Source organism: Bacillus cereus group sp. MYBK195-1 (genome assembly GCF_051916605.1).
GTDB classification, from domain to species: Bacteria; Bacillota; Bacilli; order Bacillales; family Bacillaceae_G; genus Bacillus_A; species Bacillus_A cereus.
Window position 1 is genome coordinate 1,126,961 of record NZ_JBQAGZ010000002.1, and the last position, 14,488, is coordinate 1,141,448.

The window sequence follows — 14,488 nt, forward strand, 5'->3', positions numbered from 1 at the left end:
AGGTGGGGGATGAACGAAACACCCCCTCATGACAGTTTCATTTTATGCATTAAGTAAGTTAAAGAAACGATTCACATCTTCTTCTGAAACGTCACTTAACTGTTTATATTTATAATTCGGATTTTGATCTTTATCAACGACAACGGAGCGTACTCCTTCGAAGAAATCTTCATGTCTCATGAAATTTTTAGCAAGTATAAGGTCCGTAGCGAAACATTCTTTAACGGATTTATCTTTTCCATCAATAAACTGTTTTAATGTTACTTTTAGTGAAATAGGGGATTTTGATAACAGTGTTTCTTTCGTTTTTAGAGCAAAGGAACTTTCATCTTTCTCCAATGAATGGATGATTTCTTCAATTGTATCGAAAGCAAAATGTGAATTGATTACTTCTATTGAAGGAGCAAGCTCGCTTTCTAAGTTTGGAGCAGTTGCAAATGTACGAATAACTTCTTTTAAATTAGTATGTACATCATCTTCTTTATGCCAATTTACACTTTCAAGTTCAGTAAGAAACTTTGGTAATGAATCAGATGTCATAAAGTAATCAGCAGCATTAATAAATAATACGTCAGAAGCTTTTAAAATAGATGCTGTTAAAGCAACGAATCGTCCTGTATATCCAGGCGCTTTATTTAAGAAATATGCAGCTCCGACGTCTGGGAAGAAGCCGATATTCATCTCTGGCATTGCCCATTTCGTACGCTCAGTTACAATGCGATACTTCGCACCATTTGTAAGACCGACACCACCGCCCATTACAATTCCATCTAAACAAGCAATAATCGGTTTTGTATATTGATAAATATATGTATCAATTTCATACTCTTCTTCAAAAAAACGTTCTGCATGTTGCAATGCCACTTCATTGGAACGCGCTTCATAAAGAGTTTTAATGTCGCCGCCTGCACAAAAACCTTTTGTGCCAGCTCCTTTTAACACGATAAGTGCAATACGCTCATCGTGTTCCCACTCTTTAAGTTTTTGTCCGATAGGTTGTAACATGTCATAAGATAAAGAATTAAGTGCTTTTGGACGGTTTAAAGTAATTGTTGCAACGCCGTTTTCACTAACAGAAAATAAAACGTGTTCAGTCATAATGCATCCTCCCTTACATATCTTCTTATTCTTAATTCTTGATATGTACTGAAATGTCCTTTATAAATTTCGTCAAAAGTTGACGGTAAATATTAATTTGGTCACCGCATATTTTGACGAGTTATCTTTGCAGGATTTCAGAGACTGAGGGGGAATATTACAACATTACTGTAAGTGTAATTATTTGAAGTTATAATGATAAAAGCGCTATTATATAGGTGTGAATTGTTCATTATCAATTCTAAAAAGAGTGTTTGAAGAAAAAATGAATCGTACAATTGTAATAAAAAATTTTACACTGAATTAGAAATAGAGAAAGGAGAAATCGGAATGCCAGGACCTTTACTATTGTCGGTTATTATTTTGTCTTCTTTAATGATAGGAATAACGCAGTATTTTCATCATACAGATACGACAGAAGAAGTGAAGGATAAAGTACGTCTCGTATTTCCGATTTTTATAATATCTATTTCATTCTGTATTTTATTAAATAAAGATGGGTACATTGTCGCAGTGTTCTCATTTTTCGTCGCAATCGTTTTAATTACCGTTTTATATTATGTAATGAAAGACTTTATACAAAAATAAAGATGTCACAATAGGCATTTTTATTTTGGGAAAAATATAAAATTTCACATACCGTATTTTATATAAAATACATAAAACATATAACAATAGAAAAGTGTGTACTTTGCTGTGTATGTACTTGTCAATCTTGCATAGCCACTATACTATTAAAATGTAGAGATTATAAAAAGGGGTTGTATCTATCATGAAATTTGAGATGCACACAAAAATTATTTCAAATGAAAAAGAAGTAAGATTACATATTGAAGAAAATATATTTCAATTAATATTGGATGGTTATCACTTATTTACAGTTCAAGAAATATTGCCTTTATATAAATCAAATGAAGAAAGAATTGGAAGTGCAACGATATTAAAGCTAGAGTGGGAGAACGGAAAAACTATAATAAACTATCAACTCGTTTCACTAAAATCAGTAAATTAAAAGGAGTAGAAAAATATGAAGTTATTTCATACAGCGGATTGGCATTTAGGTAAGCTTGTTCATGGCGTGTATATGACTGAAGACCAAAAGATTGTATTAGATCAGTTTGTACAGGCTGTTGAAGAAGAAAAACCTGATGCTGTAATTATTGCAGGGGATTTATATGATCGAGCAATTCCACCTACAGAAGCAGTAGACTTATTAAATGATGTGCTGCAAAAAATAGTTATTGATTTACAAACACCAGTTATTGCAGTAGCTGGTAATCATGATAGTCCGGATCGTATCCATTTTGGAAGTAGTTTAATGAAAAAACAGGGCTTGCATATTGCAGGTCAATTTCAATTCCCGTATGAACCTGTTGTACTAAATGATGAATATGGAGAGGTTCACTTCCATCTAATACCGTATGCAGACCCAAGCATAGTGAGGCACGTGTTGAAAAATGAAGACGTACGTTCTCATGATGATGCGATGCGCATTTTTATGAATGAGCTCTCTGAAACGATGGATAAAGAAGCTAGACATGTATTTGTTGGACATGCATTTGTAACTTCTTCAGGAGAAGCGGAGGAGAATACAAGTGATGCAGAACGACCACTTTCAATTGGTGGTGCTGAATATGTAAATAGTCATTATTTTGATAAGTTTCATTACACAGCGCTTGGACATTTACATCAAGCGCATTTCGTACGTAATGAGACGATTCGATATTCAGGTTCACCACTTGCCTATTCAATTTCTGAAGAGAAACATAAAAAAGGTTATTACATTGTAGAACTGAATGAAACTGGTGAAGTAGCAATTGAAAAAAGGTTACTTTCACCACGTCGTAAAATGCGAACAGTAGAAGCGAAAATAGATGAATTATTACAGCACCCAGTAAGTGAAGATTACGTATTTGTAAAATTATTAGACGAAAACCCTGTCTTACAGCCAATGGAGAAAATACGATCTGTATATCCAAATGCAATGCACGTTGAAAGAGCGATGCAAAGACGAGAACTCACAGATACAAATGAAGTAACTGTTTCAAGACATAAAACGGATGATTTATCTCTTTTAAAGGCTTTCTATAAAGAAATGAAAGGGTTAGATTTATCAGAAGAGAAAGAACGCCTATTTATAGATGTATTACAAACAGTGCAAGAACGGGAAGGTGAACGAGGATGAGACCGATTCAGCTTATTATGACAGCATTCGGGCCATATAAACAGAAAGAAATAATCGATTTTGAAGATCTTGGAGAACATCGTATTTTCGCTATTTCTGGGAATACAGGAGCTGGAAAAACAACGATTTTTGATGCGATTTGTTATGTGTTATATGGTGAGGCTAGTGGAGAAGAACGTAGTGATACGAGCATGCTTCGAAGTCAATTTGCTGATGATAATGTTTATACAAGTGTTGAACTAACCTTTCAATTAAAAGGGAAACGCTATGAAATAAAACGACAACTTGGACATAAAAAACAAGGGAATAAGACCATTACAGGACATGCAGTAGAATTATATGAAGTTATTGATGGAGAAAACGTTCCAGCCGTCGATCGTTTTCATGTAACAGACGTAAACAAAAAAGTAGAAGATTTAATTGGGTTAAGTAAACATCAATTTAGCCAAATTGTTATGTTACCCCAAGGGGAATTCCGAAAATTATTAACATCTGAGACGGAAAACAAAGAAGAGATTTTACGTCGTATTTTTAAAACGGATCGTTATAAGTTAATGCGTGAGTTACTTGACCAAAAACGAAAACAATGGAAAGACGTCTTACAAGAAAAGCAGAAAGAGCGAGAGTTATACTTCCGTAATGTTTTTAAATTACCAATCCGTGATGGAGCATTATTAGAGACATTAGTGGCACAAGAACATGTAAATACGCATCAAGTAGTAGAAGCGTTAGAACAAGAAACAACCGTGTATAAGGCAGAGGTTGAGCAATTACAAGTAGAACAAGATGTTCAAACGAAGCAATTAAAGGATGCAGAAACACGTTTTCATGCAGCAAAATCTGTAAATGAGAAATTTATAGATTTACAACAAAAGAATGAGAAATATAACACTTTACAAGAGAACCGTGCAGCAATTGAAAGGAAAGAAAAATTCTTTAAACGTGCGGAACAAGCAAAGCACTTATTACCATTTGAACAATGGTATGAAGAAGCGATGGAAAATGAGCAGAAAGCTGAAAGTTTGTTAAAACAGATAATCGTCAAACAAGAACAGATAATGAATAGCTTTGAACTTGCTCAGGAGAAGTATGAAGTAGTAAAGAATAAAGAAGCTGAACGAGAAGATGCTAAAAAACTTGTTCAAAGATTAGAAGAGTTACAAGCGATCATTGAATCATTAGCTGAGAGAAAGTTGAATTTACAAAATGCCGAAATTCAAATAGGGAAATTAAAAGAAAGTATGCAAAAGTTGGATCAACAACTAGAAGAGCATACAAACCAAAAACAGAGAATGTCTGATGAATTGCAGCAATTAGAACAAGCACTTGAGCAATATATAGCTAAAGTGGAAGAACTAACGAATATGCGAGAAGATGCAAAAGTTTTAAAACAAGCATATGATGTTTGGCAAGAAAAACAAAAATTCGAGCAAGAAAAAGAAGCGGCAAATAATAAAATGCAAGTGGCAGTTCGTGCATATGAAAACATAGAGCGCCGCTGGTTAAGTGAACAAGCTGGTATATTAGCTCTTCATTTACATGACGGTGAATCTTGTCCGGTATGTGGTAGTACGAATCATCCACAAAAAGCTACAGAGCAAAGTAATGCGATCGATGAAAAAGAGTTAAACGATTTAAGAGATAAGAAGAACATTGCTGAAAAATTCCATGTGCAAGTAGAGGAGAAATGGAATTTCTATCGACTACAATATGAACAAGTGATAGAAGAAGTTGTGAAGCGCGGCTACAATTCGGAAAAATTAGCTGAAACATATAGTGCACTTGTTCAAAAAGGAAAACAATTAGCTGCAGATGTTAATACGTTAAAAGCAAGTGAAGAAACACGTAAGCAGATTGCTGCGAACATGAAAAGCGTAGAAGAAAAAATAGAAGAACTTCAGAAACAAAAACGAGAAGTGGAAACAATGCAGCACCGTACAGAAATGGAGTGTATGCAACTTCGTACGTCATATGAACATGATAAACGAAATATTCCAGAAAACTTACAAACAGTACAAGCTTGGGAAGCACAGTTTAATCAAGCTATGCAGGAACTTAGGTTAATGGAGGACGAATGGAAGAAAGTGCAGGAAGCGTATCAGCATTGGCAAAATGAAAATATACGTATTCAAGCTGAACAAAAAGGTGCTTCTAATCAATTTGAAAGTGCAAAATTAAAGAAAGAAGAGACTTTCGCACGCTTTATGAAAGAGCTAGAACAAAGTGGGTTTACAGATCAATTCACGTATAAAGAAGCCAAATTAAGCGATGCCGAGATGGAGATATTACAAAAAGAAATTCAAGGTTATTATTCATCGCTTGAAGTACTTGCAAAACAAATTGAAGAGTTAAACTCAGAATTAAAAGATAAAGAGTATATGGATATTACATCTTTAGGTGAACACATAAAAGATCTAGAAATTAATCTCGATATAATTAAAGAAAAACGTCAACGTGCGCAAAATGCGGTAACATATATTTCTGATTTACATGAAAACATTAGACGTATTGACGAACAAATTCACGAGGAAGAAAAAGCCTTCCAAGAACTTGTTGATTTATATGAAGTAATGAAAGGTGATAACGAAAGTCGTATATCATTTGAACGTTACATTTTAATTGAGTATTTAGAACAAATTGTTCAAATCGCAAACGAACGACTACGTAAATTATCAAATGGACAATTTTATTTAAAACGAAGTGAGCGAGTTGAAAAAAGAAACCGCCAAAGTGGATTAGGTTTAGATGTGTACGATGCATACACTGGCCAAACGCGCGATGTAAAAACATTATCCGGCGGAGAGAAATTTAACGCATCACTTTGCTTAGCGCTAGGAATGGCAGATGTCATTCAAGCATATGAAGGTGGTATTTCTATCGAAACGATGTTCATCGATGAAGGGTTCGGTTCATTAGATGAAGAATCATTAACGAAAGCAGTAGATGCCTTAATTGACTTACAAAAATCAGGCCGATTTATCGGTGTCATCTCACACGTTCAAGAGCTGAAAAACGCAATGCCAGCTGTATTAGAAGTAACGAAGCAGAAGGATGGATGTAGTCAGACTAGGTTTGTGGTGAAGTAAGCTTAGAAAATGGAGTAGGGAATCTATCGATACTTTTAGTGTCATATGTATGAATCATATGTATGAATCATAAAACGTCGTCTCTTCATATTGGAGGCGACGTTTTATTTTATAAAATATCTATGAATTATCTGTAGAAGGCGGCGTATTCTCCAAACGATTATAAGCTTTAAAAGCTGAAATTGCCGATATAACCCCGCCTACTAAAAATAAAGTCGATCCTCCAACTAAGATGATACGACTGACATATGTTTCCCGTGCTTCTTCGACTTCTTCTTGTAACGCTGTAGGCATATGAATCCTCCCTTTATAAAAGTTGTTTTATAAATAGTATATACAAACGCCTAAAATGTGTTAAAATAACTGATGATTTTATGCAGTGGGTAATTAGATGAGTAGGATGCGAGTGGCTAAGTAAATCTTCATCACAAATTTATGTGAACTTCACATAGAGCACATATTAACATTGTATTATGTATATGTACCAAATAAATAAATAAAGTGAATGTAAGTTCTGTTTTCAAAAATTTAAAATCCTTTTATTTCTATATGAAAGTTTTAATCAAGGGTTTTAAAAAATTTGGAAATAGATCTTATGAATATGGAATTCATATAAAAGGGGAATGTCTTATGACAACATATACGAGTGAAATGAGAAAAACTTTAGTTTCAGAAGAAGATGTAGATATTTTAAAAATTATGGCGCATCCAATCCGACTGCAAATTGTAAATGAATTAAGTACGAGAAAAACTTGTAATGTAACACAATTAACAGAGTTACTGAATATTCCGCAATCTACTGTTTCACAACATTTATCAAAAATGAAGGGTAAAGTGTTACGAGCAGAGAGAAGAGGTTTAGAAATTTATTATCATATTAACAATTTAAAAGCGAGTAAGATTGTTAATGTTTTAGGGTATATAAACTAGTGAAATATTTTTATATAAAATAGCCCCTGCTGTTGAGCAGGGGCTATTTTGTGGTGTTTTATGTATTTGTATTTAAAACTTTATAGTTTTTATGGTTTACAATTGTTCGATCAAATTCAAAAGTACCACCGCTTACATTTGTAATTTCAACTAAGACCGATTCAGTATAAAGTTTTAATACAGATCCTGTAATCTTTAAATTATTTCGTTGAAAAAGTATAGTATCCCCTACGTTTGCTTTCATAGTACCTCCTCATTAAAGACAGAAATATTTTTTTATTATATATATTAAACCACGGATAGATATATTAGTGAATATTTAGTTTTATTTATTGGAAAAAAATTTGTTCTCTAATAGAAGAGTATAAAGTACTCCTATGTTAAAAGTTATATTTTATTTAAGTTTATCCCGCTATTTGTTGGGCAGTAAGACCCCCGCCTCAAAATTCAGTGGAAGCAAAGAAGTTAGGCGAGGGCCCTGTTGCCCGTAAAAGCCCGATTGGTGAGGGCTGATTAAAGTTTCACTTTTTAAAAAAGGGTTCAAAAACAAATGTAAATCGAGCTTATACAAAAACTACTTATTAAATAACTGTTACGTATTTAATAAGTAGTTTTTGTATTTCATCCTTCGTTTTTTGTAACTGATTCTACGTTTTTGACGCTCTACCTTGTAAGTGCTTACATAAACAAAAACATCTTATACAATGAAGGTGTCAAATCAAAAGAGGTGACCAAAATGAACATAAAAAAAGTAAATTTAGCGAATAGCATTGAAATAGAAAGAGGAGGCGGAAAGGTATGAAAAAATCACCTGTTAATCCATGGCTTGTTGTCCTTGGCACAGTTATAGTACAAATGGGGCTTGGGACGATATATACATGGAGTTTATTCAATCAGCCTTTAGTTAGTAAATATGGTTGGAGTCTTAACGCTGTTGCGATAACTTTCTCAATTACTAGTCTTTCTTTAGCATTTTCAACTTTATTTGCGAGTAAATTGCAAGAAAAATGGGGACTTCGTAAACTTATTATGATGGCTGGATTAGCATTAGGACTAGGATTAATACTTAGTTCACAAGCATCCTCACTAATATTACTTTATGTACTAGCGGGAGTTGTTGTAGGTTATGCAGATGGTACAGCATATATCACTTCACTATCAAATTTAATAAAGTGGTTTCCAGAGCGTAAAGGTTTAATTGCTGGTATTTCTGTCTCTGCATATGGTTCAGGTAGCTTAATCTTTAAATACGTTAACGCACAGTTGATTGAATCAGTTGGTGTATCCCAAGCATTTATATACTGGGGTTTAATTGTTACAGCTATGATTATAATTGGTGCTTGTTTAATCCATCAAGCTGCAGATCAAGGAGCAGTTCATGAAACAAAAACTGAGGAATACACAACGAAAGAAATGTTAGGCACAAAACAAGTATACTTATTATTTATCATGTTATTTACATCATGTATGAGTGGCTTATACTTAATTGGTATGGTAAAAGACATTGGTGTTCAACTTGTAGGACTTAGCGCAGCAACAGCTGCTAATGCGGTGGCTATGGTTGCAATCTTCAATACATTAGGTCGTATCATTTTAGGACCGTTATCGGATAAAATTGGGCGTTTAAAAATCGTTACTGGTACTTTTGTTGTTATGGCGAGTTCAGTCTTAGTTCTAAGTTTTGTAGATTTAAATTATGGTATTTACTTCGTATGTGTAGCAAGTGTAGCGTTTTGCTTTGGTGGAAATATCACTATTTTCCCAGCTATTGTTGGTGATTTCTTCGGTATGAAAAACCATAGTAAGAACTACGGAATTGTGTATCAAGGATTTGGATTTGGGGCGCTTGCAGGTTCCTTTATCGGTGCACTTCTAGGTGGATTCAAACCAACGTTCATGGTAATAGGTGTATTATGTGTCGTGTCATTCATTATCGCAATTTTAATTCAAGCACCTAAACAGAAAAAAGAAAAAGAAGAAGAGTATCGTAGCGTAGCATAAGTATACAAATCTTCTATAACACTATGATTACGAAAAAGCATCCTATTCTATTAATTAGGATGCTTTTTTATGAGTTATTTTAACAAGGTTAAATTACTTTTGGGATTTTTATAGATGTAAAAGTGAGTGGAATACCCATTTGGAATATAATAAATTGATACATCGTATTCGAAATATATATTAAATCTTAAATGATAAAGAAGACATTCATTAGTATTTGTAAGATATATTTTCAGAAAAATATTGAGAAAATATATACTTGAGTTTTTCATAAAGCATTGTAAATGAACGTATCTCTAGTTTAGTTTCTTCAATTTTAAAAAGAGGACTTTGAATTTTATTTATAATATAAGTACTTTTAATGCGTTTACATATGATTTTATTAAGAAGCATTAAAATGGTTTATCTGAAAAATAAAAAAAGATTGACAAGTTTATTGAGAAACATTATCATTTCGGTGTAAGATGGTAAATGAAAAACATTATCAATAAAATGAATTTTAAAGTAATGCGCACTTGACCAATTAGTTTAGTAAGTGTATTATTTTTTACAACACAACTGATAATGAAAATCAATATCATCGGTGTTACTTAATGAAATTAATGTTTATGTGAAAGGATAGAGAAAATGAACTTAGGGGAATTTGATGGGAAAACAGTTTTAGTAACAGGTGCAGCACAAGGCATAGGCAGTGTCGTTGCCAAAATGTTTTTAGAAAGAGGAGCCACAGTTATTGCGGTTGATCAAAATGAAGAGGGGTTAAATGTACTCTTAAATCAAAATGAATTAAACAATACACGTATGAAAACGTTTCGTTTAGATGTGAGTGATAGCGCCGCTGTTGAAGACATGGTAAATCATATTGCAAATGAAATAGCGCCAATAGATATTTTAATAAATGTTGCAGGGGTTTTACGTATGGGACCAATTCATTCGTTAAGTGATGAAGATTGGAATAAAACATTCTCTGTAAATACTACAGGGGTTTTCAATATGTCCCGAGCGGTAAGTAAAAATATGATGTTAAGAAAATCGGGGGCAATTGTTACAGTCGGTTCAAATGCGGCAAATACGCCAAGAATGGAGATGGCTGCGTATGCTGCGTCAAAGGCCGCAACGACGATGTTTATGAAATGTTTAGGACTAGAGCTTGCGGCATACAATATACGCTGCAACTTAGTTTCTCCAGGTTCTACTGAAACTGAGATGCAAAGATTACTATGGGCTGATGAGAATGGAGCTAAAAATATAATTGCTGGTTCTCAAAATACATATAGACTCGGAATTCCATTACAAAAAATTGCACAACCTTCAGAAGTTGCTGAAGCAGTGTTATTTTTAGCCTCAGATAGAGCAAGTCATATTACAATGCACAATTTATGTGTTGATGGCGGTGCTACGTTAGGAGTTTAATAAAAATTCAGGAGGTTATTATATTATGAATGAACATATAGCTGTAAAGGAATTGTCAGAAAAACTTTTAGAAGATTATAAGACTGAATCTTCATTCTTTTTCGCTTCACCAACTCGAACGATATTAGCAGAAGGAGAGTTTACTACAGTAAAGCATCGTGAAATTGAAAGTTTCCCAGAGCTTGTGCAAGCGACATTAAGTAATGCGAAACAAGCTGGAAATCCAAATCCTATCGTTGTGGGTGCTTTGCCATTTGATCGTAGAAAAGAAGTCCAACTCATCGTACCAGAATATAGCAGAATTTCTGAGCGTTTACAATTGGATACAACAAATCAGCTTGAAACAAATGAGAATGTAACATTTGAAATGACACCAGTGCCAGACCCTGAAGTTTATATGAATGGTGTGAAGCAAGGAATTGAAAAAATACAGGACGGTGATTTAAAGAAAATCGTTCTATCCAGATCGTTAGATGTTAAATCTTCCGAAAAGATTGATAAGCAAAAACTTCTGCGAGAATTAGCAGAGCATAATAAGCATGGTTATACATTTGCTGTAAATTTACCGAAAGATGAAAAAGAGAACAGTAAGACGCTAATTGGAGCAAGCCCTGAATTACTTGTTTCACGTAATGGTATGCAAGTTATTTCTAACCCGTTAGCTGGTTCAAGGCCACGTAGTGAGGACCCAGTAGAAGATAAAAGAAGAGCAGAGGAATTACTTTCTTCGCCAAAAGATTTACATGAACATGCGGTAGTAGTTGAAGCGGTTGCCGCTGCACTTCGTCCGTATTGTCATACATTACATGTTCCAGAAAAGCCATCAGTTATTCATAGTGAAGCGATGTGGCATTTGTCTACAGAAGTGAAAGGTGAACTTAAGGATCCAAATACTTCTTCTTTACAATTAGCAATTGCCCTTCATCCTACGCCAGCAGTTTGCGGAACTCCGATGGAAAAAGCAAGAGAAGCTATACAGCATATTGAGCCATTTGACCGCGAGTTCTTTACAGGAATGCTAGGATGGAGCGATTTAAATGGAGATGGAGAATGGATTGTTACAATTCGTTGTGCTGAAGTACAAGAAAATACACTTCGTTTATATGCAGGAGCTGGAGTTGTTGCTGAGTCAAAACCAGAAGATGAATTAGCAGAAACATCAGCTAAGTTCCAAACAATGCTAAAAGCTTTAGGGTTAAGAGATAGTTCACTTAATGAAAAATAGGGGGAAGAAAGAATGCTAGTAGGTTATACAGAATGGCCAAAAGAATTTGCCGATCGTTACCGAGAAGCAGGATGTTGGCTTGGTGAAACATTTGGAGGAGTGTTAAGAGAGCGGGCTGAGAAATATGGAGATCGAATCGCGGTTGTAAGTGGTAAGAAGCATATAACATATAGTGAACTTAATAAAAAGGTAGATCGTTTAGCAGCAGGTTTACTCAATTTAGGAATAAAGAAAGAGGACAGAGTTGTAATCCAGTTACCTAACATTATTGAGTTTTTCGAAATATGTTTTGCACTATTTCGAATTGGAGCGCTTCCTGTCTTTGCACTACCTTCACATCGAAGCAGTGAAATTAGTTATTTTTGTGAGTTTGGCGAGGCGAGCGCTTACGTTATTTCAGATAAGGCTCTCGGTTTTGATTATCGAAAACTAGCAAGAGAAGTGAAAGAGAAAGTGCCAACTTTACAACATGTAATTGTAGTGGGAGAAGAAGAAGAGTTTGTGAACATAAATGATCTGTATATGGATCCCGTCTCATTACCAGAAGTTCAGCCAAGTGATGTTGCATTTCTCCAATTATCAGGAGGCACAACAGGTCTTTCTAAATTAATTCCTAGAACGCATGATGACTATATTTATAGTTTACGTGTTAGCGCTGAAATTTGTAATTTGAATGCAGAAAGCGTCTATATGGCAGTTCTTCCAGTAGCACACAATTACCCAATGAGTTCTCCAGGGACATTTGGAACTTTCTATGCGGGTGGAAAAGTGGTATTGGCAACTGGTGGTAGTCCAGATGAGGCCTTTGCTCTTATCGAAAAAGAAAAAGTTACAATTACAGCGCTTGTTCCGCCATTAGCAATGATTTGGCTTGATGCTGCATCTTCTCGTAATGCCGATTTATCAAGCCTAGAGGTTATGCAAGTAGGTGGTGCTAAGTTTAGCGCTGAGGTTGCAAAACGTATACGTCCTACATTTGGATGTACGTTACAGCAAGTATTCGGTATGGCGGAAGGATTAGTGAACTATACAAGATTAGACGATCCGGAAGAAATTATTATTCATACACAAGGTAGACCAATGTCTGCACTCGATGAAGTACGAGTTGTTGATGAAAATGACAACGATGTACAACCGGGCGAAGTAGGTAGTTTATTAACACGAGGTCCATATACAATTCGTGGTTACTATAAAGCCGAAGAGCATAATGCACGATCATTTACAAAGGATGGGTTTTATCGCACAGGTGATCTTGTAAAAGTAAATGAACAAGGATACATCATTGTAGAAGGAAGAGATAAAGATCAAATTAATCGTGGTGGTGAGAAAGTTGCTGCGGAAGAAGTTGAAAATCATCTATTAGCACACGATGCGATCCATGACGTAGCAATCGTATCTATGCCTGACGATTATTTAGGTGAACGCACCTGTGCTTTTGTTATAGCTCGCGGACAAGTTCCGGCAGTAAGTGAATTAAAAATGTTTTTAAGAGAACGTGGTATAGCGGCTTATAAAATTCCAGATCGAATTGAATTTATTGAATCATTCCCGCAAACAGGAGTCGGAAAAGTCAGCAAAAAAGAACTACGTAAAGTCATTGCTCAAAAACTTATTACAGTAAAACAATAATAAAAACCGGAAGGAAGTGATTAGATGGCTATCCCATCTATTTCAGTATATAAAATGCCAATTGAATCAGAACTACCAAAAAATAAAGTGAATTGGACACCAGATCCGAAACGTGCAGTACTTTTAATTCATGACATGCAAGAATACTTTCTTGATGCATATAGCGATAAAGAATCACCAAAAGTAGAACTTATTTCAAATATTAAAATGATAAGAGAAAAATGTAAGGAACTTGGTATACCAGTTGTTTATACAGCACAACCTGGTGGGCAAACGTTAGAACAACGAGGTTTATTACAAGACTTTTGGGGTGACGGTATACCTGCTGGACCAGATAAAAAGAAAATTGTTGATGAACTTACTCCTGATGAGGATGATATATTCATAACAAAATGGAGATATAGTGCATTTAAAAAGACAAATCTATTAGAAATTTTAAATGAACAAGGAAGAGATCAACTCATTATTTGCGGTATTTATGCGCATATTGGCTGTCTTTTAACAGCTTGTGAAGCATTTATGGATGGTATAGAGCCGTTCTTTGTAGCAGATGCAGTTGCTGATTTTTCACTAGAGCATCATAAACAAGCATTGGAGTATGCATCTAATAGATGTGCAGTAACGACATCAACAAACCTACTGTTAAACGATTTACAAAGTGTAAAAGATGATGAGAGTGAAGGAATCACTATACAGGAAGTGCATGAACTAGTTGCACAACTACTTCGTGAGCCAGTAGAGAGTATTGATATTGATGAGGACTTATTAAATAGAGGGCTTGATTCGGTCAGAATTATGAGTTTAGTAGAGAAGTGGCGTCGTGAAGGGAAAGAAATCACTTTTGCACATTTAGCAGAACATCCAACTGTTGCAGGTTGGTACAGTTTACTATCTTCACAAACAGCACAGGTGCTGTAACAA

General features: G+C 34.7%; 13 protein-coding genes. 10 read left to right on the forward strand and 3 right to left on the reverse strand.

Annotation, left to right across the window (positions count from 1 at the left end; genetic code table 11):
• Positions 1 to 42: 42 nt before the first annotated feature.
• Positions 43 to 1,098: an enoyl-CoA hydratase/isomerase family protein gene (locus ACTFRY_RS15500; RefSeq protein ID WP_000134923.1), complete on the reverse strand. Its 1,056-nt coding sequence runs from the start codon at positions 1,096 to 1,098 to the stop codon at positions 43 to 45.
• Between the two features lie 330 nt (positions 1,099 to 1,428).
• Here ACTFRY_RS15500 and ACTFRY_RS15505 point away from each other — a divergent pair, with 330 nt between their 5' ends.
• The 4 genes from ACTFRY_RS15505 (at position 1,429) to ACTFRY_RS15520 (ending at position 6,369) form a co-directional block, all read left to right on the forward strand.
• A complete protein-coding gene (locus tag ACTFRY_RS15505; protein ID WP_001119409.1) occupies positions 1,429 to 1,686 on the forward strand; it encodes a hypothetical protein in 258 nt (85 codons plus the stop codon).
• Between the two features lie 184 nt (positions 1,687 to 1,870).
• Positions 1,871 to 2,110: a DUF2584 family protein gene (locus ACTFRY_RS15510; RefSeq protein ID WP_000667345.1), complete on the forward strand. Its 240-nt coding sequence runs from the start codon at positions 1,871 to 1,873 to the stop codon at positions 2,108 to 2,110.
• 15 nt (positions 2,111 to 2,125) lie between these two features.
• Positions 2,126 to 3,283, forward strand: a complete 1,158-nt coding sequence (locus ACTFRY_RS15515; protein ID WP_000765150.1) for an exonuclease SbcCD subunit D — start codon at positions 2,126 to 2,128, stop codon at positions 3,281 to 3,283.
• Complete coding sequence (locus ACTFRY_RS15520) at positions 3,280 to 6,369, forward strand: AAA family ATPase (RefSeq protein WP_061664873.1); 3,090 nt, start codon at positions 3,280 to 3,282, stop codon at positions 6,367 to 6,369. The genes ACTFRY_RS15515 and ACTFRY_RS15520 overlap by 4 nt, the downstream gene beginning before the upstream one ends.
• 120 nt (positions 6,370 to 6,489) lie before the next feature.
• Here the strand turns inward: ACTFRY_RS15520 and ACTFRY_RS15525 are convergent, their stop codons facing one another.
• Positions 6,490 to 6,663 (reverse strand): hypothetical protein, encoded by a 174-nt coding sequence (locus ACTFRY_RS15525; protein ID WP_001141668.1) that lies wholly within the window; start codon positions 6,661 to 6,663, stop codon positions 6,490 to 6,492.
• A 336-nt stretch (positions 6,664 to 6,999) separates the two neighbouring features.
• Here ACTFRY_RS15525 and ACTFRY_RS15530 point away from each other — a divergent pair, with 336 nt between their 5' ends.
• A complete protein-coding gene (locus tag ACTFRY_RS15530; protein ID WP_000214801.1) occupies positions 7,000 to 7,299 on the forward strand; it encodes an ArsR/SmtB family transcription factor in 300 nt (99 codons plus the stop codon).
• Positions 7,300 to 7,357: 58 nt separating this feature from the next.
• Here ACTFRY_RS15530 and ACTFRY_RS15535 read toward each other — a convergent pair whose 3' ends face one another.
• Positions 7,358 to 7,543, reverse strand: coding sequence for a YkvS family protein (locus ACTFRY_RS15535; protein WP_000646793.1), 186 nt, complete (start codon positions 7,541 to 7,543; stop codon positions 7,358 to 7,360).
• A gap of 554 nt (positions 7,544 to 8,097) precedes the next feature.
• Here ACTFRY_RS15535 and ACTFRY_RS15540 point away from each other — a divergent pair.
• From ACTFRY_RS15540 to ACTFRY_RS15560, 5 genes are all read left to right on the forward strand, one after another.
• A complete protein-coding gene (locus ACTFRY_RS15540) occupies positions 8,098 to 9,300 on the forward strand; it encodes an L-lactate MFS transporter (protein WP_098616756.1) in 1,203 nt (400 codons plus the stop codon).
• A 627-nt stretch (positions 9,301 to 9,927) separates the two neighbouring features.
• Entirely contained in the window at positions 9,928 to 10,713 is a 786-nt protein-coding gene (gene dhbA / locus ACTFRY_RS15545) for a 2,3-dihydro-2,3-dihydroxybenzoate dehydrogenase (protein ID WP_001048430.1), read from the forward strand.
• Between the two features lie 25 nt (positions 10,714 to 10,738).
• The gene (gene dhbC / locus ACTFRY_RS15550; RefSeq protein ID WP_001002075.1) at positions 10,739 to 11,938 is read left to right on the forward strand and encodes an isochorismate synthase DhbC; all 1,200 of its coding nucleotides are present in this window, start codon (positions 10,739 to 10,741) and stop codon (positions 11,936 to 11,938) included.
• Between the two features lie 12 nt (positions 11,939 to 11,950).
• On the forward strand, positions 11,951 to 13,567 hold the full coding sequence (locus ACTFRY_RS15555) for a (2,3-dihydroxybenzoyl)adenylate synthase (RefSeq protein WP_044796258.1): 1,617 nt from the start codon (positions 11,951 to 11,953) through the stop codon (positions 13,565 to 13,567).
• Between the two features lie 24 nt (positions 13,568 to 13,591).
• Positions 13,592 to 14,485 carry an isochorismatase family protein gene (locus ACTFRY_RS15560; RefSeq protein WP_044796259.1) on the forward strand — a complete coding sequence of 298 codons (894 nt, stop codon included), beginning with the start codon at positions 13,592 to 13,594 and terminating at the stop codon, positions 14,483 to 14,485.
• Positions 14,486 to 14,488 lie beyond the last annotated feature (3 nt).

Bases quoted from the DNA above. Each gene is read 5' to 3' on its own strand.
- ACTFRY_RS15500 (WP_000134923.1), bottom strand. From the start codon at position 1,098: ATGACTGAACACGTTTTATTTTCTGTTAGTGAAAACGGCGTTGCAACA.
- ACTFRY_RS15505 (WP_001119409.1), top strand. From the start codon at position 1,429: ATGCCAGGACCTTTACTATTGTCGGTTATTATTTTGTCTTCTTTAATG.
- ACTFRY_RS15510 (WP_000667345.1), top strand. From the start codon at position 1,871: ATGAAATTTGAGATGCACACAAAAATTATTTCAAATGAAAAAGAAGTA.
- ACTFRY_RS15515 (WP_000765150.1), top strand. From the start codon at position 2,126: ATGAAGTTATTTCATACAGCGGATTGGCATTTAGGTAAGCTTGTTCAT.
- ACTFRY_RS15520 (WP_061664873.1), top strand. From the start codon at position 3,280: ATGAGACCGATTCAGCTTATTATGACAGCATTCGGGCCATATAAACAG.
- ACTFRY_RS15525 (WP_001141668.1), bottom strand. From the start codon at position 6,663: ATGCCTACAGCGTTACAAGAAGAAGTCGAAGAAGCACGGGAAACATAT.
- ACTFRY_RS15530 (WP_000214801.1), top strand. From the start codon at position 7,000: ATGACAACATATACGAGTGAAATGAGAAAAACTTTAGTTTCAGAAGAA.
- ACTFRY_RS15535 (WP_000646793.1), bottom strand. From the start codon at position 7,543: ATGAAAGCAAACGTAGGGGATACTATACTTTTTCAACGAAATAATTTA.
- ACTFRY_RS15540 (WP_098616756.1), top strand. From the start codon at position 8,098: ATGAAAAAATCACCTGTTAATCCATGGCTTGTTGTCCTTGGCACAGTT.
- dhbA (WP_001048430.1), top strand. From the start codon at position 9,928: ATGAACTTAGGGGAATTTGATGGGAAAACAGTTTTAGTAACAGGTGCA.
- dhbC (WP_001002075.1), top strand. From the start codon at position 10,739: ATGAATGAACATATAGCTGTAAAGGAATTGTCAGAAAAACTTTTAGAA.
- ACTFRY_RS15555 (WP_044796258.1), top strand. From the start codon at position 11,951: ATGCTAGTAGGTTATACAGAATGGCCAAAAGAATTTGCCGATCGTTAC.
- ACTFRY_RS15560 (WP_044796259.1), top strand. From the start codon at position 13,592: ATGGCTATCCCATCTATTTCAGTATATAAAATGCCAATTGAATCAGAA.